The sequence below is a fragment of the Flavobacterium algicola genome (assembly GCF_022399565.1).
GTDB lineage: Bacteria > Bacteroidota > Bacteroidia > Flavobacteriales > Flavobacteriaceae > Flavobacterium > Flavobacterium algicola.
This window is the reverse complement of record NZ_JAJTUT010000001.1, coordinates 993581-1015878: the sequence shown is the minus strand read 5'-3', so window position 1 is coordinate 1015878 and position 22298 is coordinate 993581. Positions and strand designations below refer to the sequence as shown.

At 33.9% G+C, this 22298-nt stretch carries 25 protein-coding genes; 15 read left to right on the top strand and 10 right to left on the bottom strand.

Annotated features, from left to right (window positions below; all coding sequences use genetic code 11):
* Positions 1-20 precede the first annotated feature (20 nt).
* The 4 genes from LXH21_RS04415 to LXH21_RS04400 are packed head-to-tail and all read right to left on the bottom strand — an operon-like array spanning position 21 to position 3561.
* A complete protein-coding gene (locus LXH21_RS04415) occupies positions 21-1088 on the bottom strand; it encodes an efflux RND transporter periplasmic adaptor subunit (RefSeq protein ID WP_239863012.1) in 1068 nt (355 codons plus the stop codon).
* A gap of 1 nt (position 1089) precedes the next feature.
* A complete protein-coding gene (locus tag LXH21_RS04410; protein WP_239863011.1) occupies positions 1090-2427 on the bottom strand; it encodes a TolC family protein in 1338 nt (445 codons plus the stop codon).
* On the bottom strand, positions 2424-3026 hold the full coding sequence (locus LXH21_RS04405) for a TetR/AcrR family transcriptional regulator (protein ID WP_239863010.1): 603 nt from the start codon (positions 3024-3026) through the stop codon (positions 2424-2426). The genes LXH21_RS04410 and LXH21_RS04405 overlap by 4 nt, the downstream gene beginning before the upstream one ends.
* A gap of 13 nt (positions 3027-3039) precedes the next feature.
* The gene (locus LXH21_RS04400; protein WP_239863009.1) at positions 3040-3561 is read right to left on the bottom strand and encodes a YceI family protein; all 522 of its coding nucleotides are present in this window, start codon (positions 3559-3561) and stop codon (positions 3040-3042) included.
* 193 nt (positions 3562-3754) lie between these two features.
* Between LXH21_RS04400 and LXH21_RS04395 the strand changes: the two genes are divergently transcribed.
* From LXH21_RS04395 to LXH21_RS04385, 3 genes are read left to right on the top strand one after another with little or no spacing between them, the layout of a single operon-like run.
* A complete protein-coding gene (locus LXH21_RS04395) occupies positions 3755-4729 on the top strand; it encodes a polyprenyl synthetase family protein (protein ID WP_239863007.1) in 975 nt (324 codons plus the stop codon).
* Between the two features lie 18 nt (positions 4730-4747).
* The gene (locus LXH21_RS04390) at positions 4748-5482 is read left to right on the top strand and encodes a hypothetical protein (protein WP_239863006.1); all 735 of its coding nucleotides are present in this window, start codon (positions 4748-4750) and stop codon (positions 5480-5482) included.
* The gene (locus LXH21_RS04385; protein ID WP_239863003.1) at positions 5479-5835 is read left to right on the top strand and encodes a hypothetical protein; all 357 of its coding nucleotides are present in this window, start codon (positions 5479-5481) and stop codon (positions 5833-5835) included. The genes LXH21_RS04390 and LXH21_RS04385 overlap by 4 nt, the downstream gene beginning before the upstream one ends.
* A gap of 312 nt (positions 5836-6147) precedes the next feature.
* Here the strand turns inward: LXH21_RS04385 and LXH21_RS04380 are convergent, their stop codons facing one another.
* Positions 6148-6693, bottom strand: coding sequence for a hypothetical protein (locus LXH21_RS04380; RefSeq protein WP_394799565.1), 546 nt, complete (start codon positions 6691-6693; stop codon positions 6148-6150).
* 118 nt (positions 6694-6811) lie between these two features.
* On the opposite strand from LXH21_RS04380, the gene LXH21_RS04375 reads away from it, so the two are divergent.
* Positions 6812-9595 (top strand): 2-oxoglutarate dehydrogenase E1 component, encoded by a 2784-nt coding sequence (locus LXH21_RS04375; protein ID WP_239863002.1) that lies wholly within the window; start codon positions 6812-6814, stop codon positions 9593-9595.
* 150 nt (positions 9596-9745) lie between these two features.
* Positions 9746-10981 (top strand): 2-oxoglutarate dehydrogenase complex dihydrolipoyllysine-residue succinyltransferase, encoded by a 1236-nt coding sequence (odhB, locus tag LXH21_RS04370; RefSeq protein ID WP_239863000.1) that lies wholly within the window; start codon positions 9746-9748, stop codon positions 10979-10981.
* Between the two features lie 160 nt (positions 10982-11141).
* On the opposite strand, the gene LXH21_RS04365 is transcribed toward odhB, so the two are convergent.
* From LXH21_RS04365 to LXH21_RS04355, 3 genes are all read right to left on the bottom strand, one after another.
* Positions 11142-11576, bottom strand: a complete 435-nt coding sequence (locus LXH21_RS04365) for a retropepsin-like aspartic protease (protein WP_239862999.1) — start codon at positions 11574-11576, stop codon at positions 11142-11144.
* 174 nt (positions 11577-11750) lie between these two features.
* A complete protein-coding gene (locus tag LXH21_RS04360; protein ID WP_239862998.1) occupies positions 11751-12419 on the bottom strand; it encodes a LytR/AlgR family response regulator transcription factor in 669 nt (222 codons plus the stop codon).
* Positions 12412-13452 (bottom strand): sensor histidine kinase, encoded by a 1041-nt coding sequence (locus LXH21_RS04355; protein ID WP_239862997.1) that lies wholly within the window; start codon positions 13450-13452, stop codon positions 12412-12414. Before LXH21_RS04355 ends, LXH21_RS04360 begins: the two co-directional genes overlap by 8 nt.
* A gap of 192 nt (positions 13453-13644) precedes the next feature.
* Between LXH21_RS04355 and LXH21_RS04350 the strand changes: the two genes are divergently transcribed.
* From LXH21_RS04350 to LXH21_RS04320, 7 genes are all read left to right on the top strand, one after another.
* The gene (locus LXH21_RS04350; protein WP_239862996.1) at positions 13645-15033 is read left to right on the top strand and encodes a CotH kinase family protein; all 1389 of its coding nucleotides are present in this window, start codon (positions 13645-13647) and stop codon (positions 15031-15033) included.
* Between the two features lie 204 nt (positions 15034-15237).
* The gene (locus LXH21_RS04345; protein ID WP_239862993.1) at positions 15238-15516 is read left to right on the top strand and encodes an EF-hand domain-containing protein; all 279 of its coding nucleotides are present in this window, start codon (positions 15238-15240) and stop codon (positions 15514-15516) included.
* Between the two features lie 318 nt (positions 15517-15834).
* Complete coding sequence (locus LXH21_RS04340; protein ID WP_239862992.1) at positions 15835-16116, top strand: EF-hand domain-containing protein; 282 nt, start codon at positions 15835-15837, stop codon at positions 16114-16116.
* Between the two features lie 53 nt (positions 16117-16169).
* A complete protein-coding gene (locus tag LXH21_RS04335; protein WP_239862990.1) occupies positions 16170-16937 on the top strand; it encodes a YHYH protein in 768 nt (255 codons plus the stop codon).
* Positions 16909-17550: a toxin-antitoxin system YwqK family antitoxin gene (locus LXH21_RS04330; RefSeq protein WP_239862988.1), complete on the top strand. Its 642-nt coding sequence runs from the start codon at positions 16909-16911 to the stop codon at positions 17548-17550. Before LXH21_RS04335 ends, LXH21_RS04330 begins: the two co-directional genes overlap by 29 nt.
* The gene (locus LXH21_RS04325) at positions 17547-18176 is read left to right on the top strand and encodes an SCO family protein (RefSeq protein WP_239862987.1); all 630 of its coding nucleotides are present in this window, start codon (positions 17547-17549) and stop codon (positions 18174-18176) included. Before LXH21_RS04330 ends, LXH21_RS04325 begins: the two co-directional genes overlap by 4 nt.
* A 17-nt stretch (positions 18177-18193) precedes the next feature.
* Positions 18194-18943: a YHYH protein gene (locus LXH21_RS04320; protein ID WP_239862985.1), complete on the top strand. Its 750-nt coding sequence runs from the start codon at positions 18194-18196 to the stop codon at positions 18941-18943.
* A 77-nt stretch (positions 18944-19020) separates the two neighbouring features.
* Here the strand turns inward: LXH21_RS04320 and LXH21_RS04315 are convergent, their stop codons facing one another.
* Both LXH21_RS04315 and LXH21_RS04310 read right to left on the bottom strand, forming a co-directional pair.
* On the bottom strand, positions 19021-19368 hold the full coding sequence (locus LXH21_RS04315) for an RNA recognition motif domain-containing protein (protein WP_239862984.1): 348 nt from the start codon (positions 19366-19368) through the stop codon (positions 19021-19023).
* A gap of 143 nt (positions 19369-19511) precedes the next feature.
* Positions 19512-19982, bottom strand: coding sequence for a DUF6252 family protein (locus tag LXH21_RS04310; RefSeq protein WP_239862983.1), 471 nt, complete (start codon positions 19980-19982; stop codon positions 19512-19514).
* Positions 19983-20171: 189 nt separating this feature from the next.
* Between LXH21_RS04310 and LXH21_RS04305 the strand changes: the two genes are divergently transcribed.
* The 3 genes from LXH21_RS04305 (at position 20172) to LXH21_RS04295 (ending at position 22078) form a co-directional block, all read left to right on the top strand.
* A complete protein-coding gene (locus tag LXH21_RS04305; protein ID WP_239862982.1) occupies positions 20172-20726 on the top strand; it encodes a 30S ribosomal protein S16 in 555 nt (184 codons plus the stop codon).
* 13 nt (positions 20727-20739) lie between these two features.
* Positions 20740-21264, top strand: coding sequence for a ribosome maturation factor RimM (gene rimM, locus LXH21_RS04300; RefSeq protein WP_239862981.1), 525 nt, complete (start codon positions 20740-20742; stop codon positions 21262-21264).
* Between the two features lie 106 nt (positions 21265-21370).
* The gene (locus tag LXH21_RS04295) at positions 21371-22078 is read left to right on the top strand and encodes a tRNA1(Val) (adenine(37)-N6)-methyltransferase (RefSeq protein ID WP_239862980.1); all 708 of its coding nucleotides are present in this window, start codon (positions 21371-21373) and stop codon (positions 22076-22078) included.
* The last annotated feature ends 220 nt before the right edge of the window (positions 22079-22298 follow it).

The following is a 22298-nucleotide window of genomic DNA, read 5'->3' as shown; positions in this document are numbered from 1 at the left end:
CTGTTGATTATTAGAAATAACTACTTAATGATTTCTACTGTATTACCATCTTGCAAGTTGATTTGACCTGTAGTAATAACAGATTCTCCATCTGATAAACCATCCAAGATTTCTACTTGATCTCCTAAGATTCTTCCAGCGGTAACCTTTTTTAGTTTTGCAATTTTGTTTTCGACAACAAATACTTGATTACTATTAACACTACCTACAAATGCATTTCTTGGAATCACAGTTAAAGATTGTCTTTGTTGTGCAGATTTAAATACGGCAGTACCATACATTCCTGCTTTTATGTCATTATCACTATTGTTCGCAATTTCGATTTCAACAGGAAAACTCAAAGTGGCATCTGCCTTTGGTGCAATAAAAGTTATTTTACCAGTGAATTCTTTTCCTTGATAAACACTTGATGTAACAGTAATGCTATTTCCAACTTTTAAACTAGCTACTTGTGATTCATTTACCGCTACTGTCAACTTTAGTTTGCTAGTGTTTACAATTTCAAACAAATTAGTAGATGGCATAGAAGTTAACATAGAGCCTGGCTCAATAAATTTCTTATTAATGATACCGCTTATTGGCGCCTTAATTCTTGTATCACCAACATCAATTTTTGATTGTCTGTAACTTGCCTCAGCATTAGTCAACATCACTTTTGATTGATCTAGTTGTTGCTTAGTTACACCACCTGTTTTGTAAGCATTTTGAAAACGATTGTAATCTGTTTTTGCGTTTTGGTAAGATGCTTCAGCGGCTTGTGCATTAATATTTATAGCATCACCTCTCATGATCGCCAATGTTTGTCCAACATTTACTCGGTCTCCTACTTTGGCGAGTACGCTAGTTACTTTTCCAGATTTTTCTGCAGTTAAAATTAATTCTTGTTTGGCTTCAAAAATACCATTAGCGACAAAGTCCAAAGAGATTTCTTCTGTTTTTACAGTCGAAACTTTCACAGAAACACTAGCGTTTTTTTCAGCAACAATAGCAATTTTCTCTTCGTTTTCTGTTTTATTCTTCGTTAAAATAAATCCTATTAATGCCAATGCAGCAATAATGATGATTACGGTAGTTATTGTTTTCTTCATGTTAGTTATTTATTAATGATTTTAATTCGCCTTTTGATTTGATTAATTTAATTTCTGCCAACTTGTAATCTAGAATAGCTGCAGTGTAATTGTTTTGTGCTTGTGTAGCAGCATTTTCTGCATCCAGTAAATCTGTTAATGATGCTAATCCTTGAGTAAAATTGTTATTGATATTATCTTTAATTTCATTAGCCAATTTCATGTTTTCCTTTTGGTTTTGAATTGTTATTATGCTGTTTTCAATTTGAATCTTCGCATTTTTATATTCTAAATCTAAGGCAAGTTCTGTGTCTGAAATTTCGACTTCTAATGTTTTCAATTGATTGTCAGCTTGGTCTACTTTGGCTTTAGTACCAAATCCGGCAAAAATCGGAACTCTTAAGTTTAATCCAATGGCAGAGAAGTCCGACCAGTACACTCCATTTTGAGGTTTTGCGAACCATGGAAATTCAGGTCCTTGTCCGATATAGTTATAACTTGCAGATAATGATAATGTTGGGTAATATCCAGCAATCACTGATTTTTTCTGAAGTTCTAACAATTCTTGTTGTTTTTTGAGTAATAAATACTCAGAACGGTTAGCCGCATTTGGAGCTGATGCGATTGCTGCAGGGGTAACTTCAAAATCGGTTTGCGGTATATCGATAGGAATGTCGATAGACATTCCCATGTAGAATTTCAAGGCATTTTCTTGTAATTGTACCGAATTGATAATTTGTAATTTTTGGGTATTGATGTTAGATAAATTAACAGTCATACGGTCTAGGTCAATTCTTTTTGCTAACCCATTATCATATTGACCTTTAACAATATCACGAACCTTAGTGGTCGTCGCTAATGTGCTGTCTAATAAGCTCAGCTTTTGACGGAGCACGTACACTTGATAATAATTACTAGCAACTCTTTCGATCACCTGCTCTTCAGTCAATTGATCGTTAATCTGGTAAAATTCACGTGTAGTCTTTGCAGCTTTCAACCCAGTGAAAACAGATTGATCAAACAAAGCTTGGGTCAAAGAGACTCCTGCTGTTGAACTCCATTTTTGTCCAAAAACGGCTTGGATAGCTCCATCTGCTCCAAATGATGAACCGTCAATAACGGTAGTTTGTAATATAGGGTTGTAATTTAAACTACCCGTTGCAGCAATTTGTGGTAAGGCTCTAGCGCGAACTTCCTGAATTTGATATTCACTATTTTCGATCTTTAATTTTGCTTTTTTTGCATCTGCTTTATTTTCCAGTGCATAAGTGATCGCATCTTTCAGCGTCAATTTCTTGATTTCTTGTCCTTTTGCAGTAATTGCAAAAGTTAAGAGTGTTAATAAAATTAATTGTCTCATTTGGTATTTGTGTTTTGTAGTTGTTTTTCTAGTTCAATAATTCCTTCAGCTGTTGACATGGCCCGTGTATGATATTCTAATGCTTGTAATTCTAAGCGTTGCGATTCTCTCTCGGAGCTAGTATTTTCATTTATGTTGAATATTAAGGTATAGTAAAATTGAACATAGGCTTCTACATCAATTTCTTTTCGATACAAACCATTTTCAATACCTCGTATTATATTTGTTCTAAACCATCTTGAGCATTCGGTTATCTCTCTAAAAATTACTTTGTCGTAAATTTCAGGATAATGCTTTTTTAGTTGGTACACGGGTGAGGTGTCCGCTGATGATTGAAACATCTCACTAAACATTTCACGAATTCTAAAATTCTCTTCGATAGGGTTTCTATTTTCTGCCAGTATCGTATTGATCGTTTCGTGTATTTCAATATGCATAAAATTGGTGCTTTCTTCAACAAGTAATTCTTTGTTGCAGAAATATTTGTAAATGGTTTTTTTTGAGATGCACATTTCGCCGGCAATATCATCCATAGTGATGCTTTTAAAACCAAGTTTTAAAAATAGTTCGCCTGCTTTTTTTATTATTTTCTCTTTCATTTTCTTTTCACATTTATGCGGTAAATTCGAGATTGGCTTCTATGACTAGATCTTGTCCCATCATAATGCCATCTCTCTGAAATATGGAATTTGTTTTTAAATTAAAATCATTTCTATTTATGGTACCTTTTACTTCAAACGAGGCCTTTCTAACACCATTATAAAAATTATAACCCAAAAATGCAGTGTCTAACTCGATAACTCTTGTGATATTTTTTACGGTTAAATTTCCTTTGATAAAATTAATATTTTGATTTACTTTTTGAAAGGAAGTAGATTTAAAGTTTATCACTGGATATTGTTCCGTTTCTATAAAGTCATTAATCTTTAAGTAAGTGTCCACTTGCTCTATTTTATTCTCCTTACTATTAACATCTAATGAGAACTCGATATGTGCGTTTTCTATACTATCATTCTTTAAATCAACGTTTCCTTTAAATTTATTGGTGGTTCCAGATATGTATGCTATAATGGAATGTCTGTTTTTTATTAATACATCTGATTGATCTGAATCGATAGTCCATTTTGTTTCCATAGCAATGTTTAATTTAAAGTACTTAAAGGCTATTTAAGAACTATTTTAAAATGTTAATTTTTCTGCAAAGGTAACTAGGAAACTTTAGACACCAAAATAGTTTCCATTGTATTTACTTTTATTTAACATTTCATTAGCAGTGGGTGTTTGTAATCCAAAGTGAATACTGTAAATTAGCCGAAAAATATTTTTTATGCATTCTATTTCGCATTATCAGCAAGTTTTTCTCGATTATCTAGAAGGTCAATCCGTTGAGAAGGAACCTAAAAATCTTTACGATCCTATTCAATATATTTTAAAATTGGGAGGTAAGAGGATGCGTCCAGTATTAACTTTAATGACAGCTGAGATTTTTAATGCCGATTGTAAGAATGCATTGGCTGCAGCAATGGCTGTAGAGGTTTTTCATAATTTTTCGTTAGTTCACGACGATATTATGGATGATGCTCCGTTGCGACGAGGCAATCAAACAGTGCATGAGAAGTGGGATGTAAATACTGCAATTCTATCTGGTGATGCAATGTTGATTTTAGCGTATCAGTATTTTGAACAATATGAACCAGTAGTATTTAGAGATTTAGCCAAATTATTTAGTAAAACTGCTTTGGAGGTTTGTGAAGGTCAACAATGGGATGTCGATTTTGAAAGCAGAACTGATGTTACGATTCCGCAGTATCTCAAAATGATTGAATATAAGACTGCAGTATTGGTCGCTGCAGCCATGAAGATGGGTGCTATTATAGCCAATGCTACGCAGGAAAATGCCAATTTAATTTATGAGTTCGGACTTAATTTAGGTCTTGCTTTTCAGTTACAAGATGATTACTTGGATGCCTTTGGAAATCCTGAAACATTTGGTAAGCAAGTTGGTGGAGACATAATCGAAAATAAAAAAACATACTTATATCTTAAAGCTGTTGCTGCGGCTAGTACAGAAGATAAGTCACAATTACTCCAATTTTTTGCTAATTCACCAGAAGATAGTACGGATAAAGTAGCGCAAGTCAAATCAATCTTTGTTCGATCTACGGCAGATAAAATAACACAAGATGCAATTGAAGAATACACTTTGAAAGCTTTCGAAATCCTTGAAAAAATAGATATTAACAGTGATAAAAAATCTGCTTTGAGGATATTCGGGGAAAACTTGATGAAGAGAAAAGTGTAAATCAATTATCTTACTTTAATGAATAAAAATATTTCGCATTTACTTGAAGAGGGACCTGTTTCTGATTCAAAATTACAATTAGCTTTTGCGTTGTGTTTTCCTTTTTTTACTATTCTGGCGCTATGGGTAGACTCCGTTACATTTACAGAACAGTATTTTGATGCAAGGCAAATTACCAATATAATGGCAGTTGTTTATTTTGCGGGCTTTTATTTTGCTTCAAAGAAGCCTTTGCAAAAATTGATGTTGGTTATGGTTGGGCTTTCTTATATAGGAGAGCTTATTTTTTGCAAATTATTAGGTATGTATAATTACCGTACCGAGGCAATTCCTCTTTATGTGCCCTTTGGTCATGCAATAGTATATGCGTCTGGTTATGTTTATGCTTATACAAATTGGGCTCGTACAAATGATACCATTCTAAGGAAGTACTTTTTAATCTTTTTCGCAATCTTGTTTCTAGCTGTTGGTGTTTTTCTTCAAGATTATTTTTCGTTACTTTTTGGTGTAGGGTTCTTTTGGTTGTTGAAAAGAAAACAGTGGCAAAATCTATATTGTTTTATCGCTATCTGCGTTATTTTTATAGAGTTAATAGGAACATATTATCAATGTTGGACTTGGATACCAACAATTTTTGGTTACTTACCGGCTTCCAATCCGCCGATGGGCGCTGTATTTTTCTACGCAGGTGGCGACAGTTTGCTAGCCAAAATTGTAAAGGCTTGGGATAATAAAAAAAATAATGAAATATGAATTTTATCGCTCCAATATCAGCAGAATTATTGCTTCAAGAAGCTACACAAGAATCGTTGTACCTTGCTTTGGTAGAACAAATTAATAAAGATTTTAATCTGGCTAATGAAGGGATTGATTTTCCTAAAAGTATTCAGCCAGATGAATTAAAGATCCAATTGCACGAAAAAATCTATCGCATGATTCAGTATAAATTTGCTGAATACCTAAATCTCTTATACATTATTGATGTGTCAGAAGAGCAAATTAAAGCTTTGGACGGATCGGATTTGGTTGTTTTAGCTGAAGATGTAGCTTTTCTTATTTTGAAAAGAGAATGGCAGAAAGTATGGTTTCGTAATAAATATCGTTAAAAATTAAATTTAAGTTTATTCTTGCAAAATAAATTATAAATCTTTTTTTTAGCGAAAAAAAAATTCTTTTAGAGATTAAATAGTTCGGTACATTTCAAAAATCACTTATTTATTCAATGCTATAAGGCAGTAAAATGATACTATTATTGAAGGGTAATTACAATCATATTCACTGCTGTACTGTTTTAAATGAAAAAAAATGATTTCAATTAAAATGAAAAGTGATATAGCGCCAAATTATAGATGCCATTTTGTTCTTGAAAATTGCAACATTTACATTCTAGAAAAATTTAGAATTATCGATTGTAATTATTAGAAATAGAACCTAACAAAAGGCATAAAAGCGGTATTGTAAGCCAAGCTACTCTCTTTATACAAAACGTTGTATCGAATACCTACAGTAGCATTATTACTACCATAACCTGCTCCCAGAAATAAACCTGTATTCCAAAAATTGTCTTTAAAGGCATTTGGAGATACGCCTGAAACATTCACTCTCAATTGTTCTAATTCTGCCGAAAGTTGTATTTCTGGTAGCGGATTGAATAAGGTAATTACACTTCCACCATAGAGGTTAGAGCTATACGAATTTTTAAGTTTAGCATAGGTATATTGAACGCCTAATCCTACAGCAAAATATTGATTTACGTTGTAAATAGCAGATGGTGAAACCGAAATGTCTGTATATCCAGAGCCTAAACTTAGGCCTAGACCTCCCCCAAATTGTACTTTATTCCAAAAGTCACTTGAGGTAGAATTACTGTTATTTTGGAATTGCGCACTCATCGAAAGACTAACAAAAAGCGTTACCAAAATTAAATAAACTTCTAAAAAGCTTGAACGATGCGTTTTTTTCATGGAATTATAGTTTTTTTTAACAAATCTATATGTAAAAGTACTTAAAAAAAGGATTCAGTTATAATTGATTATTGTATTTTTGCGGAACTATTTAACAAAAAGTATATTCACTAACATTATGGATAGGTTTTCATTTTTAAACGCAGCACATACCGAATTTTTCGCGCAATTATACGATCAATATTTAGAAAACCCAGATAGCGTAGAACCTAGCTGGAGAAGTTTCTTTCAAGGTTTCGACTTTGGAATGGAAACATATAATGAGGAAAATCCAGTTCAATATAGTGCACCAGCAACTTCTGTTTCATCACCATCTGTTGATGCGAGCAAGATCTCAGAACAACTTCAAAAAGAATTTAGAGTTTTAAAATTAATCGAAGGGTACCGCTCAAGAGGACATTTGTTTACCAAAACAAATCCTGTGCGCGAACGTAGATCATTTACTCCTACATTAGACCTAGAGACTTTTGGACTTTCATCTTCTGATTTAAATTCTGTTTTTGATGCAGCAAAATTATTAGGTTTACAACCTTCTACTTTATCTCAAATCATTGACCATTTGACAAAAGTGTATTGCCAACACATTGGTGTTGAGTACATGTACATCCGTAAGCCGGAAATTGTTGATTGGATTCAAACAAAATTGAGTATAAACGAGAACCAACCTACTTTCAACTCAGATGAGAAGAAAAGAATTTTGAGTAAATTGAATCAAGCAGTTTCTTTTGAGAACTTCTTGCATACAAAATATGTTGGTCAAAAACGTTTTTCACTAGAAGGAGGAGAAACTATCATTCCAGCTTTGGATGCTTTGATCGAAAGAGCAGCAGAACAAGGAGTAGAGCAGTTTGTAATGGGAATGGCGCACCGTGGTCGTTTGAACGTTCTTGCTAATATTTTCGGAAAATCGACTCAAGATATTTTTGGGGAATTTGACGGTAAAGATTATGATCAAGAATATTTTGATGGTGACGTTAAATACCATTTAGGTGTTACAGCTGATAAAATTACTCGTTCGGGTAAACACATTAATATCAATTTGGCTCCAAATCCTTCACACCTTGAGACAGTAGGTGCCGTAATTGAAGGGATTACACGAGCAAAACAAGATAAATACTTTGAAGATGATTTTTCTAAAGTGTTACCAATCGCCGTTCACGGTGATGCTGCAATTGCAGGACAAGGTATCCTTTATGAGATCATTCAAATGGCGCAATTAGAAGGTTATAAAACAGGAGGAACAATCCATATTGTAATCAATAACCAAGTAGGGTTTACTACAAATTACTTAGATGCACGTTCTTCTACATATTGTACAGATGTTGCAAAAGTAACTTTGTCTCCTGTACTGCATGTAAATGCTGATGATGCAGAGTCTGTAGTACATGCTATGCAATTCGCATTAGATTTTAGAATGCAATTTGGTCGTGACGTATTTATCGATTTATTGGGATATAGAAAATATGGTCATAACGAAGGTGATGAGCCGCGTTTTACGCAACCATTATTATATAAAATTATTGCTAAACATAGCAATCCTCGAGAAATCTATGCTGAAAAGTTATTATCAGAAGGTGTTATCGACGCTAATTTGGTAAAAACAATAGAGAAAGAATACAAAGATGACTTAGATCAAAATTTAGAAGCTTCTCGTAAAAAAGAATTAACAGTGATCACTCCATTTATGCGTAATGAATGGGAAGGTTTTGAGCAAGTTTCTACAGAAGGAATGTTTGCAAAAGTAGACACAAGCTTTACTAAAGAAGGTTTGACTGAAGTAGCAGACGCAGTTTGTAATTTACCATCAGACAAGAAATTTATTAGCAAAATCCAAAAGTTGATTAACGATAGAAAAACAATGTTTTTCGATACTAATAAACTAGACTGGGGTATGGCTGAGCATTTAGCTTACGGTTCCCTGCTTCAAGAAGGATTTAGCGTTCGTATTTCGGGACAAGATGTTGAGCGTGGTACTTTCTCACACCGTCACGCTGTTGTAAAGGTTGAAGATTCTGAAGAAAAAGTAACTTTGATCAGAAATTTAGCAAATGCTAAAGGAAAGTTTCATATCTACAATTCATTTTTATCAGAGTACGGAGTTTTAGGTTTTGATTACGGGTACGCATTAGCAAATCCAAAAACTTTGACAATTTGGGAAGCACAATTTGGGGATTTCTCAAATGGAGCTCAAATTATGATTGACCAGTACATCTCTTGTGGAGAAGATAAATGGAATACACAAAACGGAATCGTATTGTTGTTACCACACGGGTATGAAGGCCAAGGTGCAGAGCACTCTTCAGCACGTATGGAGCGTTACTTGCAATTATGTGCACGTCACAATATGTACGTAGCAGATTGTACAACTCCAGCAAACTTCTTTCACTTGTTGAGAAGACAAATGAAAACTACTTTCCGTAAACCTCTTGTGGTATTTACACCAAAAAGTTTATTACGTGATCCAAGATGTACATCTCCAATTGAAGATTTTACCTCTGGAAGTTTCCAAGAAACAATCGACGATAACACAGTTAATAAAGAAGATGTAAAATCTCTAGTTTTCTGTACAGGTAAATTCTATTATGATTTAACTGCCGAAAGAGAATTAAACGGGCGTACTGATATTGCGTTTGTACGTATCGAACAATTATTTCCTTTACCGGTAGAACAATTAAAAGAAATTATTGCTCTATATCCAAACGTAGAAGATTATGTTTGGGCACAAGAAGAGCCTAGAAACATGGGAGCTTATGCTTATATGTTGATGAACTTTGATTTGGTAAAATGGAGATTAGCTTCATTAAAAGAATATTCTGCGCCAGCATCAGGAAGTTACACTAGAGCAAAACGTCGTCATGCAGATGCTATCAAAATGGTATTTGACAAAACGTTATTTAGATAGAGATTAGGAGCTATTTCCTGCTGTCCGCTGTATCTTTTTCTTTAAAAAAAAGAAAAAGGATGCCGCTACCATCAGGGCTAGGGCCAATTGCAAATAATAAAGATTTATAATTAAAAGAAAATTAAAATTCATAATTTAAAATATTAGGACATGATTTTAGAAATGAAAGTTCCATCACCAGGGGAATCTATAAAAGAAGTTGAAATCGCTACTTGGTTAGTACAAGATGGTGACTATGTTGAAAAAGATCAAGCAATTGCAGAAGTAGATTCAGATAAAGCTACTTTAGAATTACCAGCAGAAGCAAGTGGTATCATTACCCTTAAAGCAGAAGAAGGTGACGCAGTAGCAGTTGGGGCGGTAGTTTGTCTTATCGATACTGCAGCAGCAAAACCAGAAGGTGCAGCAGCAGCTGCTCCAGCAGCAGCTGCTCCAGCAGCAGAAGCACCAAAAGCAGCTCCTGCACCAGCACCAGTTGCGGCTCCGGCAGCACCAGTAGCAACTTATGCTTCAGGTACTCCATCACCAGCAGCTAAGAAAATATTAGATGAGAAAAACATTGCTCCTTCAGCCGTATCAGGAACTGGAAAAGCAGGAAGAATAACCAAAGATGATGCAGTAAATGCAGTACCATCAATGGGAACTCCAACAGGTGGAAGCCGTGGACAAGAGCGTACTAAATTATCTATGTTACGTCGTAAAGTAGCAGAGCGTTTGGTAGCAGCCAAGAATGAAACTGCCATGTTAACTACTTTCAACGAAGTAAACATGACTCCGATTAACAACATCCGTAATGAGTACAAAGATACTTTCAAAGCGAAACATGGTGGTGTTGGTCTAGGTTATATGTCTTTCTTCACAAAAGCAGTAACGAGAGCATTACAATTATATCCAGATGTTAACTCTATGATGGATGGAGATCATAAAATTGCTTTTGATTTTGCAGATATCTCTATTGCAGTATCAGGACCAAAAGGTTTAATGGTTCCTGTAGTACGTAACGCTGAGAATTTAACGTTCCGTGGTGTTGAAGCTGAAATCAAAAGATTGGCTATCAAAGCACGTGACGGTCAAATTACTGTTGACGATATGACTGGTGGGACATTTACTATCACAAATGGTGGTGTATTTGGTTCTATGTTGTCTACTCCAATTATCAACCCTCCTCAATCAGGTATCCTAGGAATGCACAACATTATTGAGCGTCCTATTGCTGTAAATGGTAAAGTTGAAATTCACCCAATGATGTACGTGGCGCTTTCTTATGACCACAGAATCATTGACGGAAAAGAATCTGTTGGTTTCTTAGTGGCTGTTAAAGAAGCTCTAGAAAACCCAATGGAATTACTTTTGGACAATAATCCTAAAAGAGCTTTTGAATTGTAATATATTATAATTTCAATCTATAAAAAAACCCAAATTCTAATAATAGAATTTGGGTTTTTTGTTTAGTAGCTCTTTTTATAGTTTGCTCACCTTTGCTATTTACTTTGCAGTAATGGCTTCTCATTTAGACTTTCACTATTTAAATGACATATAAGCTTACCTATTGCAAATACAAATAGTGATTATAATAATCTATAATTGCTTTGCCTTCTAGTAATATATCAGCGCCTATGATTCCATGAACTGGTTTTGATTTGTACTGTATCAAAGCTTCATTTACATGTGATAGATCGAAGATAACTAAGTCTACTTTGGTTTTCCAAGTTCCGAGCTGAATTTTGGTTTGGCTCGATGTCTGTGTCATCATACCTGTCGCGCCAGCACCCGACGCTTTGGTTTTCGACTCTTTTGCATCTATTTGAAAGAGGGCAATAGTTTCAAAACCAATGCAACTGTTAGACGCTCCTGTATCTAATATAAAATTACCTTTTAGTCCATTAATCTTGGCTTTAATTAACAAATGTTGCGTTTTGATTATTTTAAATTTTATCTTTTTATATTTCTCCTTTTTTAGGATCTCTTGTAGTTTTTCCATTTCTATGACCGATGAATTTCAAAAGTATGCTAAAAACTGTAATAATACCCAAAAGGTGGAGCAAATTCTGTCTTAAAATAAGTGAGGTAATGGATTAAACGATCTAGCTGTAAGATCGATTTACTTATTTCGATGATAAATTATATTCATTCTTGTATTTAATTATTATAGGAATTAACCAAATAAATCAGCTTTGACTTTATCAAAATAACTATCACTTACGGGTATTTGAATAGTTTGGAGGTGTAAGTACCTGCTTTTTAATCCTGTAACCTTAGTTTTATTGACAATATAAGAGCGGTGTACACGAATAAAGATGCTTGGGTCCAATGTTTTCTCTAAAGATTTAAGAGATTGCAGGCTCATAATTTTTTTATTGGCAGTATGAAAAATAGCATATTCGCTATCGCTCTCAATATGTGTTATTTCATCAAATTTTAATTTAAATAAATCATAACCTGATTTTACAGTTATAGTATCTACTGTCGCTGGAGAATCTACTTTTACCTTTTTTACAGCTGTAAGAAAGCGATCAAATCCAATTGGTTTTAACAAATAATCTGTGGCGCTGAGTTCAAATCCTTCGATTGCATAATCAGAGTAAGCAGTAGTAAAAATGATTTTGGTGTGTGATGGAATCAACTTTGCGAAGTCGGTTCCTTTAATTTGTGGCATCTGAATGTCTAAAAAAACAACGTCAATTTGCTCACTCTTTAATATGTCAATTGCATCCAGAGGATTTTCATAGGTACCTACGAGCGTAAGAAAGTCAATTTTGGTCACATAACTTTCAATTAGCTTTCGAGCCAGTTCTTCGTCGTCAATTACAATACATTTAAGCATTTGTGTCTATTTTTAATTCTACTTTAAATGTAGTATTAATTTCTGAGATAGTAAGAGTGTGTTTCTCAGGATATAGTAAATCCAATCGTTTTTGAACATTTTTTATACCAATCCCTCCAACTACATCTTGTACAATAGGACCTTTTCTGAAACTATTTTCGATACAAAAATGTACTATTTTGTCTGTGCAGTGAATTTTAATTCTTAAGTACGATTCATCTATGTTTTCTAAATTGCTGTGTTTAAATGCATTCTCCACAAAAGGAATAAGTAACATGGGTGCTATCTGCAAATTTTTGTTTTCGATTGTAAATTGCGTGGCGATCGGGTATTTTTTACTGCTTTTAAGTAAATATAACTGAATAAAATCTTTAATATACATCACCTCCTTTTCAAGTGGTACCAATGGTTTTTCGCATTCATAGAGTACATAACGTAGCATGTCTGAAAGATACAATATACTCTGCTGTGCTTTATTCGAATCTATCATGGATAGTGAATAAATATTATTTAGCGAATTAAATAAGAAGTGAGGATTAATTTGAGATTTTAAAAACTTTAATTCATTTTCGATATTCTCTGTTTTGATTAAAATTAATGCTTCTTCTTTCTTTTGTGCAAAGGAGAATGTCTCTAAGAAAATAGCTAATACATAGGATACACTTAATAATAGCAAATTGATTAAAACGGGAGAAGGCATATTATTCTGTCCAAAACGTGGTGGGGGTGGGAGGTTCATTCCTTCTGGTCGAGGACGCATACCTTCGCCAAGATGTGGTGTTAACCCTCCGGAAAGTACAGCGGATACGACTAATGCTCCTATAGATAGTAAAGTGAATAAGAGGTATTTTTTCTTAAATAAAAACTGCGGTGCAATTTGATAAATCAAGGCGACTATTAATACAGCTTGAAATACGTAAGCTAAGAGATTTTCATGTAAAAAATGAGTGAAGTTCTTTTGACTTAACCCTAATATTATCCATATGGCGGCCCATAAGAAAAGTTGGAAAATCGTTCTGTTAATTTTATTCATACTGCAAATAAATAAAATAAAAATGAATCAATTCTTATATCTCACGTTTTTAACCCGTTATAAAGGACTGTTAATTGATTGGATAATGGTATTCACAGATTACTTTGGTGTGTTCGCTGAAAAGAATTATGATGCTTTTTTAATTTGTTCAAATTTGTAATCTATTAACAAATTAAATTAAAAGCTATAATTATGAGAAAGGTAAGTTTAATTTTTTTAATTGGTATTCAGTTGTTTTTTATTTCATCCTGTTCAAAAGATACTTCAGTAGCTGAGGAGCAAGAGGTTGTTGATGATTCTGTATTTGAAATTACAGATTGGACTGAAGCGACTCACAGTAAAAAAGCTGATCCAAATTTTGAAGAAGTTTTTGACGACAATAGTGTCAAAAGGATTGATATAGTAATTACAAAAACACGTTGGCAGACAATGATTGATGATATGACTGCTACCTACGGTACTTTTGGTAGTAGTTCTAAATCTAGTTTATATGAGTCTGATGAGGATCCTATAATGGTGCCTGCAGAGGTCTTTTATAAAGGAAAAGAATGGTATCGTGTGGGTGTTCGATTCAAAGGGAATTCAAGTTTACAATCTACCTGGTCTAGTGGGAATTTGAAGCTGTCTTTCAAGCTGGATTTTGATGAGTACGAAGATGATTATCCGCAAATCGACAATCAACGTTTTTATGGTTTTAAAAAGTTAAGTTTAAAGAATAATTATAATGATAAGTCAATGCTACGTGAAAAAGTAGCGACTGATATCTTTAGAGCCTCTGGAGTCGAAAGTTCACATGCTGCATTCTATACTGTATATGTAGATCACGGTGATGGGCCAACCTATTTTGGATTATACACATTAGTCGAAGAAGTCGATGATACAGTGATTAAGACGCAATTTTCAGACAATGATGGTAATCTGTATAAGCCAGACGGTACAGGAGCAAGTTTTACTTATGGTACTTTCTCTGAAACCGTTTTTGATAAAAAAACAAATGAAGATGATGCGGACTTTACAGATATTAAAAATCTATTTACAGTTTTGCACGCAACCAATAGAACAACAGATGCAGCGGTGTGGAGAGCAAATTTAGAAGCTGTTTTTGATACAGATAAATTTTTAAACTATTTAGCCGTAAACACTGTTATTCAGAACTGGGATACTTACGGTAGAATGACGCATAATTACTTTTTATATAATGATCCAGATACAGGAAAATTATCTTGGATACCTTGGGATAATAATGAATCATTACAAACGGGTAACATGTCTGGGTCTTTACCACTTAATTTCTCTGGCTTATCTAGTAGTTCTTGGCCATTAATTGGTTATCTATATAATGATGCTACATATAAGGCAACATACGATAGCTACGTAAAAAAAGTAATTGACAATGCTTTTAACGAAACTACAATGAAAGCCAAGTACACTACTTATGCAGCTCTTGTAAAACCTTACGCAACAACTGAACTTAAAGGATATACTTTTTTGAACAGTACAGCCGATTTTCAAACTGCCGTAGACCAATTAAGTACGCATGTATCTTCACGAACTGCAGCAGTTAATGCCTATTTAAAGTAGTAGTAAATAAATAACTGGGACATAAAACGGGAATGTAGAAAGTATTCGTCTATTTAATTTTCACTTTTTTTTAATAGCTATATTATCTGTGTTTGAAATAAAAAGCGTGATACACTGAAAATTATAGCCTATTCACTGAAAGAAAAATAGCTACTTCAAATAATTTCTCAACTTTGTGTAAGTAATAATTAAAAAATTATAATCATGAAAAAAATAATATTGAAATTCGTTTTAGGTTTAACTTTATTTGCCGGTACTACTAGTGTTTTTGCACAGCAAAATGAGGAACAAGGAGGTAAAAAGCCACCTACTGCTGAGGAGATAATTAAAAAAATGGATGCAGATAAAGATGGTAAATTATCGAAGGACGAAGTTAAAGGTCCGTTGAAAGATGATTTTACTAAAATTGATACAGATAAGGATGGATTCTTAAGTCTTGCAGAAATAAAGAAAGCTCCAAAACCTGAAAGAAAAGAAAAGTAAGGAAAAAATATTCTTATAGCATATAATAAGATAAAGAATGAAGCTAGTTTAGCTTCATTTTTTTTTGTGTTTAAAAGAAGTATAATTTATTAAGGTAAGGTAAAAATTGAATTAAAATCTTTTATTTCAAAACGCTGTTGTACTTATTTACATGCTTAATTTTGAGTATAGTAAAGATGTAAAACATCTGCCGATGCAGTTAGTCGAGCGTAAAACGTCATTCACAGATAACTTTAGTCGATTCACTGAAAATAAAAAAAACAGATTAATTCTTTTCTCAACTTTGTCAATAATATAATAACCTCCAAATTAATAATTATGAAGAAAGTACTATTGAAATTAGTTTTTAGTTTAACTCTATTTTTAGGCGCTTCTAGTGTTTTTGCACAACAAAATGAGAAACAAGAAAATCAAAAGCCTCCTACTGCCGCAGAGCTCATAAAGCAGATGGATACCAATAAAGATGGTAAGTTATCTAAAAAGGAAATCAAAGGACCCTTAAAAGATGATTTTGCTAAAGTGGATACCAATAAAGATGGTTTTTTAAGTCTTAAAGAATTAAACAAAGCTCCAAAACCAGAACGCAAGAAGGACAATTAATACTTTCAGTTCGAATTACAAAATCAAAACACCTAATTAAATTTCCAAAAGCAATGAAAAGTTCAAAAATAATAATATCAGGAATAAGTATTGTAGCGTTAGCTTTTACAATATATTCCTGCAGCAGCAGTGACGATTCGTCAAGTACTGATGATGCAGAAGGGACAGCTACGGTTCCTACTATTTTTAGTTCTTCATATAAATCGGCTGTAACTTTGTCTAGTGATGGTACTTCGGTAACATTAAAATCTACAGGCGTGCCAGACCATGTAACTCCTTATTGGGGAGTAGGTAATGCCCTTTATGAAGCGCAAACCACTGGTCAAACTGTAAATCCGGGAAACTTAGAAAGTCAGGTTTTTGTTATGACTATTCCAATTAATCCAGTTGCAGCTGCGTCAAAAGAAGAGACTTCTCTAGGGCCAATCGGAATGGCTTTGAACGGAGTAGCTATTTATAATGATAGAGAAGGTGGAAATGTACAAGTTGACGCTGGAACTCTTCTATCTTTTGACAGAGCAGGTGCACATAGTGGTCCTGGAGGGTTGTATCACTACCATTTTAATGGTGATTTTACATCAGATGATGATGCAAAACTTATTGGATGGTTAAGAGATGGTTTTCCAATCTACGGAAGAAAAGATGCTGATGGTACCTATCCATCTGCCTTAGATACAAATGGAGGACATATTGGAGCTACCGCTGAATACCCTGACGGAATCTACCATTACCATTGTTTAAATGTAAATTATATGAGTTCAGGTTTCTATGTTTTAAAAGCAGGAAGTTATTATGGTACAAAGGGAACGTTTACTTTTTAAGTATTATTTTGTGTTGATTATTGCAATTGTTACCACGAGTTGTAATAATAAAATAAAAGACGATGGTGTTGTGCCCTCGTCTTTTGTTGTTTCTACTGCTGGTATCCCCAATGATACCCTTTTGGTGACCAACCCGAATGTAACTTTACGAAATGGAGTTTATTATTGGCAAGGAAAAGCTTATTCAGGCTATCTCAAAGAAATGTATAGTGCCGAAAAGGTCAAATGTATTTTTAGTTTTTTGAACGGTAAACAGCAAGGTTTGAGTTTGGTATACTTTCAAAATGGTAAATTGAAAAATTCACGAAATTATAAAGAGGGTAGATCATTTGGAAGACACTATGGATACTGGGAAAATGGAAATCAGAAATTTGATTTTATTTATGTAAATGATCGACGAGAAGGAGTGCAAAAACAGTGGTATGAAAGCGGCGGTAGATATTCTTTCTTGGCATTTAAAAATGATAGAGAACACGGCATGCAATACGCATGGCGAGAAAATGGGAAACCATATATTAACTATGAAGCGAAAGAAGGGCGTAGGTACGGTTTGCAAAAATCAAACTTGTGCTACACGCTACAAAATCAAAAAATTAAATTGTCGTCAAAATGAAACTAAAATTTTATATAATCCTGGTAGTGACTTTGGTAGTGATTTCGTGTAAAGAAGAGGTGCGAAAGTTACCCTATTACAACTCATCTGATTTTACACCAATTTGGGAAAAACCAGAAGCGGATTCTTTTCATAAAATTCGCCCATTTAACCTTGTAGATCAAGAAGGTGAATTGTTTACAGAAAAATCATTAGATGGTAAAATTTCTGTAGTTGATTTCTTTTTTACCACATGTCCGGGAATTTGTCCTAAGATGACCAATAGTATGTCTAAAATACAAGAGACATTTAAGGAAGATGATAATGTGCTTTTGATATCTCATTCTGTCACTCCTGAGAAAGATGATATCTCAGTTTTGGCTGCTTATGCAAAGAAGAAGAATATTCAATACAACAAATGGAAGTTGCTTACTGGCGATAAAGAGGAAATTTATAACCTAGGGAGAAAATTTTATTTTGTTGAAGAAGATTTGGGTGAAGATAAAGGTAGTTCCATATTCTTACACACAGAAAACTTTGTCTTAATTGATAAGAACAGAATTATTCGTGGTATTTACAATAGTTTGGATCCAAGTAGCATGGAAGCTTTGATTGAAGATATTAAGGTTTTGGAAGAAGAATATTAAATTTAGATAAGAAAGTTATGGTAAAAATAGTTATAAGTTTGGTCATTCTGTTCCAAATGGGATGCAGTAAAACGGAAGACACAGCCAGTGATGATATCGCTGCGACAGGTGCAGTAGATATAACATCTGTTGTGTTGAATAAATATTTTAATGGTGTAACAATGGCCACTACTGCTTCATCTATTGTTTTAAAAAGTAATGGACTACCAGATCATAAAACACCATACTGGGGCGAGGGCAATGCGTTGTATGAAGATTTCCCAGAGGGATTCCATGCAAATGTTAATACAAGTATGAGTGAGCATGACTATACTATGACAATTACCACAAGACCTTCTGAAGCCACTAGTCATGAGGAAACGACGCTTGGTGCAATTGGAATGGCTCTAAATGGAGTGCCAATTTATAATGATAGAGAGGGAGGTAATGTGGCGCTTGACGCTTTGACAATTACTACATTTGATTATTCAGGAGCGCATCCGGGGCCCGGAGAAGATTATCACTATCATACTACAGGTAAGTATACGAGTACCGATGATGCAAAGTTGATAGGTTTCTTAAGAGATGGTTTCCCGCTTTATGGGAGAAGAGATCAAGATAATACCTATCCGGAATTGGATACCTACGGTGGGCATGTTGGTGCAACGGCTGATTTTCCTGACGGAATATACCATTACCATGCGAGTAATATTAATTATTTAAACACGGGATATTATATTCTTAAGGCAGGTTCTTATTATGGTGCTAAAGGATCTTTTACAAATTAACTGTTTCCGATTTTATATAAATAAAAAAGGGTGTCAATAAAATTGACACCCTTTTTGGTATATTGTAGAAAAAAATATTAATATCCTCCTCTGTTTCCACCACCACGATTTTCACCGCCACGGTTTCCACCACCATAGCTTCCACCGCTACGGTTGTTGTTAAAACTTCTTCTTTCGCCTTCTGGTTTTGGCTCAGATTTGTTAACAACGATTGTACGTCCTTGAACAGTAGCTCCGTTCAATTCGTCAATTGCTTTTTGAGCATCATCATCACTTGGCATTTCAACAAAACCAAATCCTTTGCTTCTTCCTGTAAATTTATCTGTGATAATTTTAACTGAATCAACTGCTCCGTAAGCCTCGAAAGACTCTCTTAAATCTGCTTCCTCAATACTGAATGGAAGGCTTCCAACAAAAATATTCATATGTGCTTATTTATAATAATTGTAGCAAATGTAGTTTAAATATTTTCTAATCTACTATAAATAAGCTTATTTAATCAAATATTTTTCAATTATTCTACTTGGTCTTAGTCTTTTGTGATTGTAATTAAATTCATTATGAACATTTAAGGTGTAATTGGTAGTTTATAAAAAACACCTTGTTGAAAATTTATGCTTGCCTCTGTGCCAGGTATAGCAGATTGATTAACTGCATTAAACTTAAATGATCCTGTTATTGTATTATTCGCCATGTCGTATTCTGTAATTGATATTTGACCGTCTCCTATTGTTGTCCCTGTGCTATATGTTGTTGTGTTATTTTCATTTGTAATGGTATAGGTGGCTGTTGTAATGTCATCTTGTCCTAGTGTAAAGCTGCTGATTGCTGTGGAGCTGGTGCGCAACACAACTTGTTCATTGCTCGTGTATGCAGTGATTGTTAGCCCGTTATTAATGTTAATTGTAGCTGTAGTAGCTGTTGCTCTCCAAAAAACATTGTCTTTAAGTGCTTGAAAGGATGGGTTGTTGAATTTTACATTTTCCTCGCAAGAAAGAAAGCTGACAATAAGGATTATAAATAGAAATGTTTTTTTCATGTGATAAAGGTATTAAGTAAACAAAATGAGATTGTTAACAGAATTTATCGTGTAAATTTAATTCAAAAAAGTATAGTATTGAAAAATTAAATAAGCTCATAAAAGTAGTTAGTTATTATAAAATAAAAAGTATATCTTTGCACCCTTAATTAACAGAGGTCGAGTACCTCAAAATTTAATCATACGATTATGTCAGTAAAAATTAGATTACAAAGACACGGAAAAAAAGGAAAACCTTTTTACTGGGTTGTAGCTGCAGATGCACGCTCAAAAAGAGATGGTAAATACTTAGAGAAAATCGGTACTTACAATCCAAACACTAACCCAGCAACTATCGATTTAAATATAGATAGTGCAGTTCAATGGTTGCACAATGGTGCTCAACCAACTGATACTGCTAGAGCAATTCTTTCTTACACAGGAGCTTTATTGAAACACCACCTTGATGGAGGTATTCGTAAAGGTGCTTTAACACAAGAACAAGCTGATGCTAAATTGGCAACTTGGTTAGAATCTAAAACAGGAACTGTAGATGCTAAGAAAGATGGTTTATCAAAAGCGCAAGCTGATGCTAAAGCTAAAGCTTTTAAAGCAGAACAAGATGTAAACGAAAAACGTATTGCAACAGCTGCTAAAGCTGAAGCTGACGCTATCGCTGCTGCTGCGCCTGCAGAAGAAGTTGCAGAAGTTGAAGCTGAAGAAGCTCCAGCTGCTGAAGAATCTAACGAAGAAACTCAAGCTTAATTCCACAGCGATAATGCGTAAAGAAGATTGTTTCTATTTGGGTAAAATCGCTAAAAAATTTAGTTTCAAAGGAGAAGTTCTTGCCTATTTAGACACGGACGAACCTGAGTTATACGAAAACTTGGAATCAGTGTTTGTTGAATGCAACAAACACTTGATTCCTTTTTTTATTGAAAGTAGCTCAATCCATAAAAACGATTTTTTGCGTATTCGTTTTGAAGAAGTTAAAAATGAAGAAGATGCCGACGCCATAATGGGTAACGAGTTGTTTCTTCCTCTTAATATGTTGCCAAAACTTACTGGCAATAAATTTTACTTTCATGAAGTTGTAGGATTTGAAATCGAAGACCAGCGTTTAGGTGTTTTCGGTGTAATTCAGTCCATCAATGATACATCTGCTCAACCACTTTTTGAGGTGTTGAATGGTAATGTTGAAATATTAATTCCGATGATTGACCATTTCTTGGTTAAAGTAGATCGTGAAAATAAAAAAGTCATCATGAACCTTCCAGAAGGTTTGGTGGAGATGTATCTTTAATATTTATTTTTTCTGCTTGAATAATTTTCATTTCAAATAAATTCTAATTTATAAATAGTTTCTATTTATAAATATTTCTATTCCTATAATTTTAATTTAATTCACTTTGTTTCAATTCAAACAATTTTCTGTCAAGCAAGATAAGACTGCTATGAAAGTAGGTACAGATGGTGTTTTACTAGGAGCTTGGGCGCCTGTAAATCATCAGCCAATTTCTGTTTTAGATATTGGTGCTGGGACAGGACTTGTTGGTCTAATGTTGGCGCAGCGCACTGCGGCAGGGCAAATAGATGCGCTAGAAATAGATGAGGATGCTTATGAGCAAGCCGTAGATAATTTTGAAAGTTCGCCTTGGGGTGATCGTTTATTTTGCTATCACGCAGGCCTGGATGAATTTGTAGATGAACCAGAGGACGAATATGATTTGATAGTTTCCAATCCGCCTTTTTACAGCGAAGATTTTAAGTCGAATGACAAGCAAAGAGATTTAGCGCGTTTTCAAGACGCTATGCCTTTTGATGAATTAATTGAAGCTGCTGATTTATTTTTATCAGAGAAAGGAGTTTTTGCAGTAATTATACCATTCTCAGAAGAAGATAAGTTCTTAGAAATTGCAGAAGAATACGAACTGTATCCCTTTAAAATTACTCGCGTAAAAGGAACTGCGCAAACAGAGATTAAAAGAAGTTTAATGGCATTTAGTCGTAATGATACCGTTACGCCAGAAACAACAGAGTTAATTATTGAGCATGCAAGACATGATTATACTCAAGATTATATCGAACTTACCTCAGAATTTTACTTAAAGATGTAATTTTATAATTACCTATTTCAATTTATCTTTTTAATGTATTTCAAATGCTGCTATTAAATAATTAGATTGTATCCTTGAAATCATATGTTCAACCTCTTGTTTGTCAAAAGATATATAGTGATTAAATAAATCAGAAACTGTATAGTGTAGATTTTAAACTATTTAGGATTAATTGTGTTGATAATTCATTTATAAAGGCATTTTTTAGTCATAATTTTTT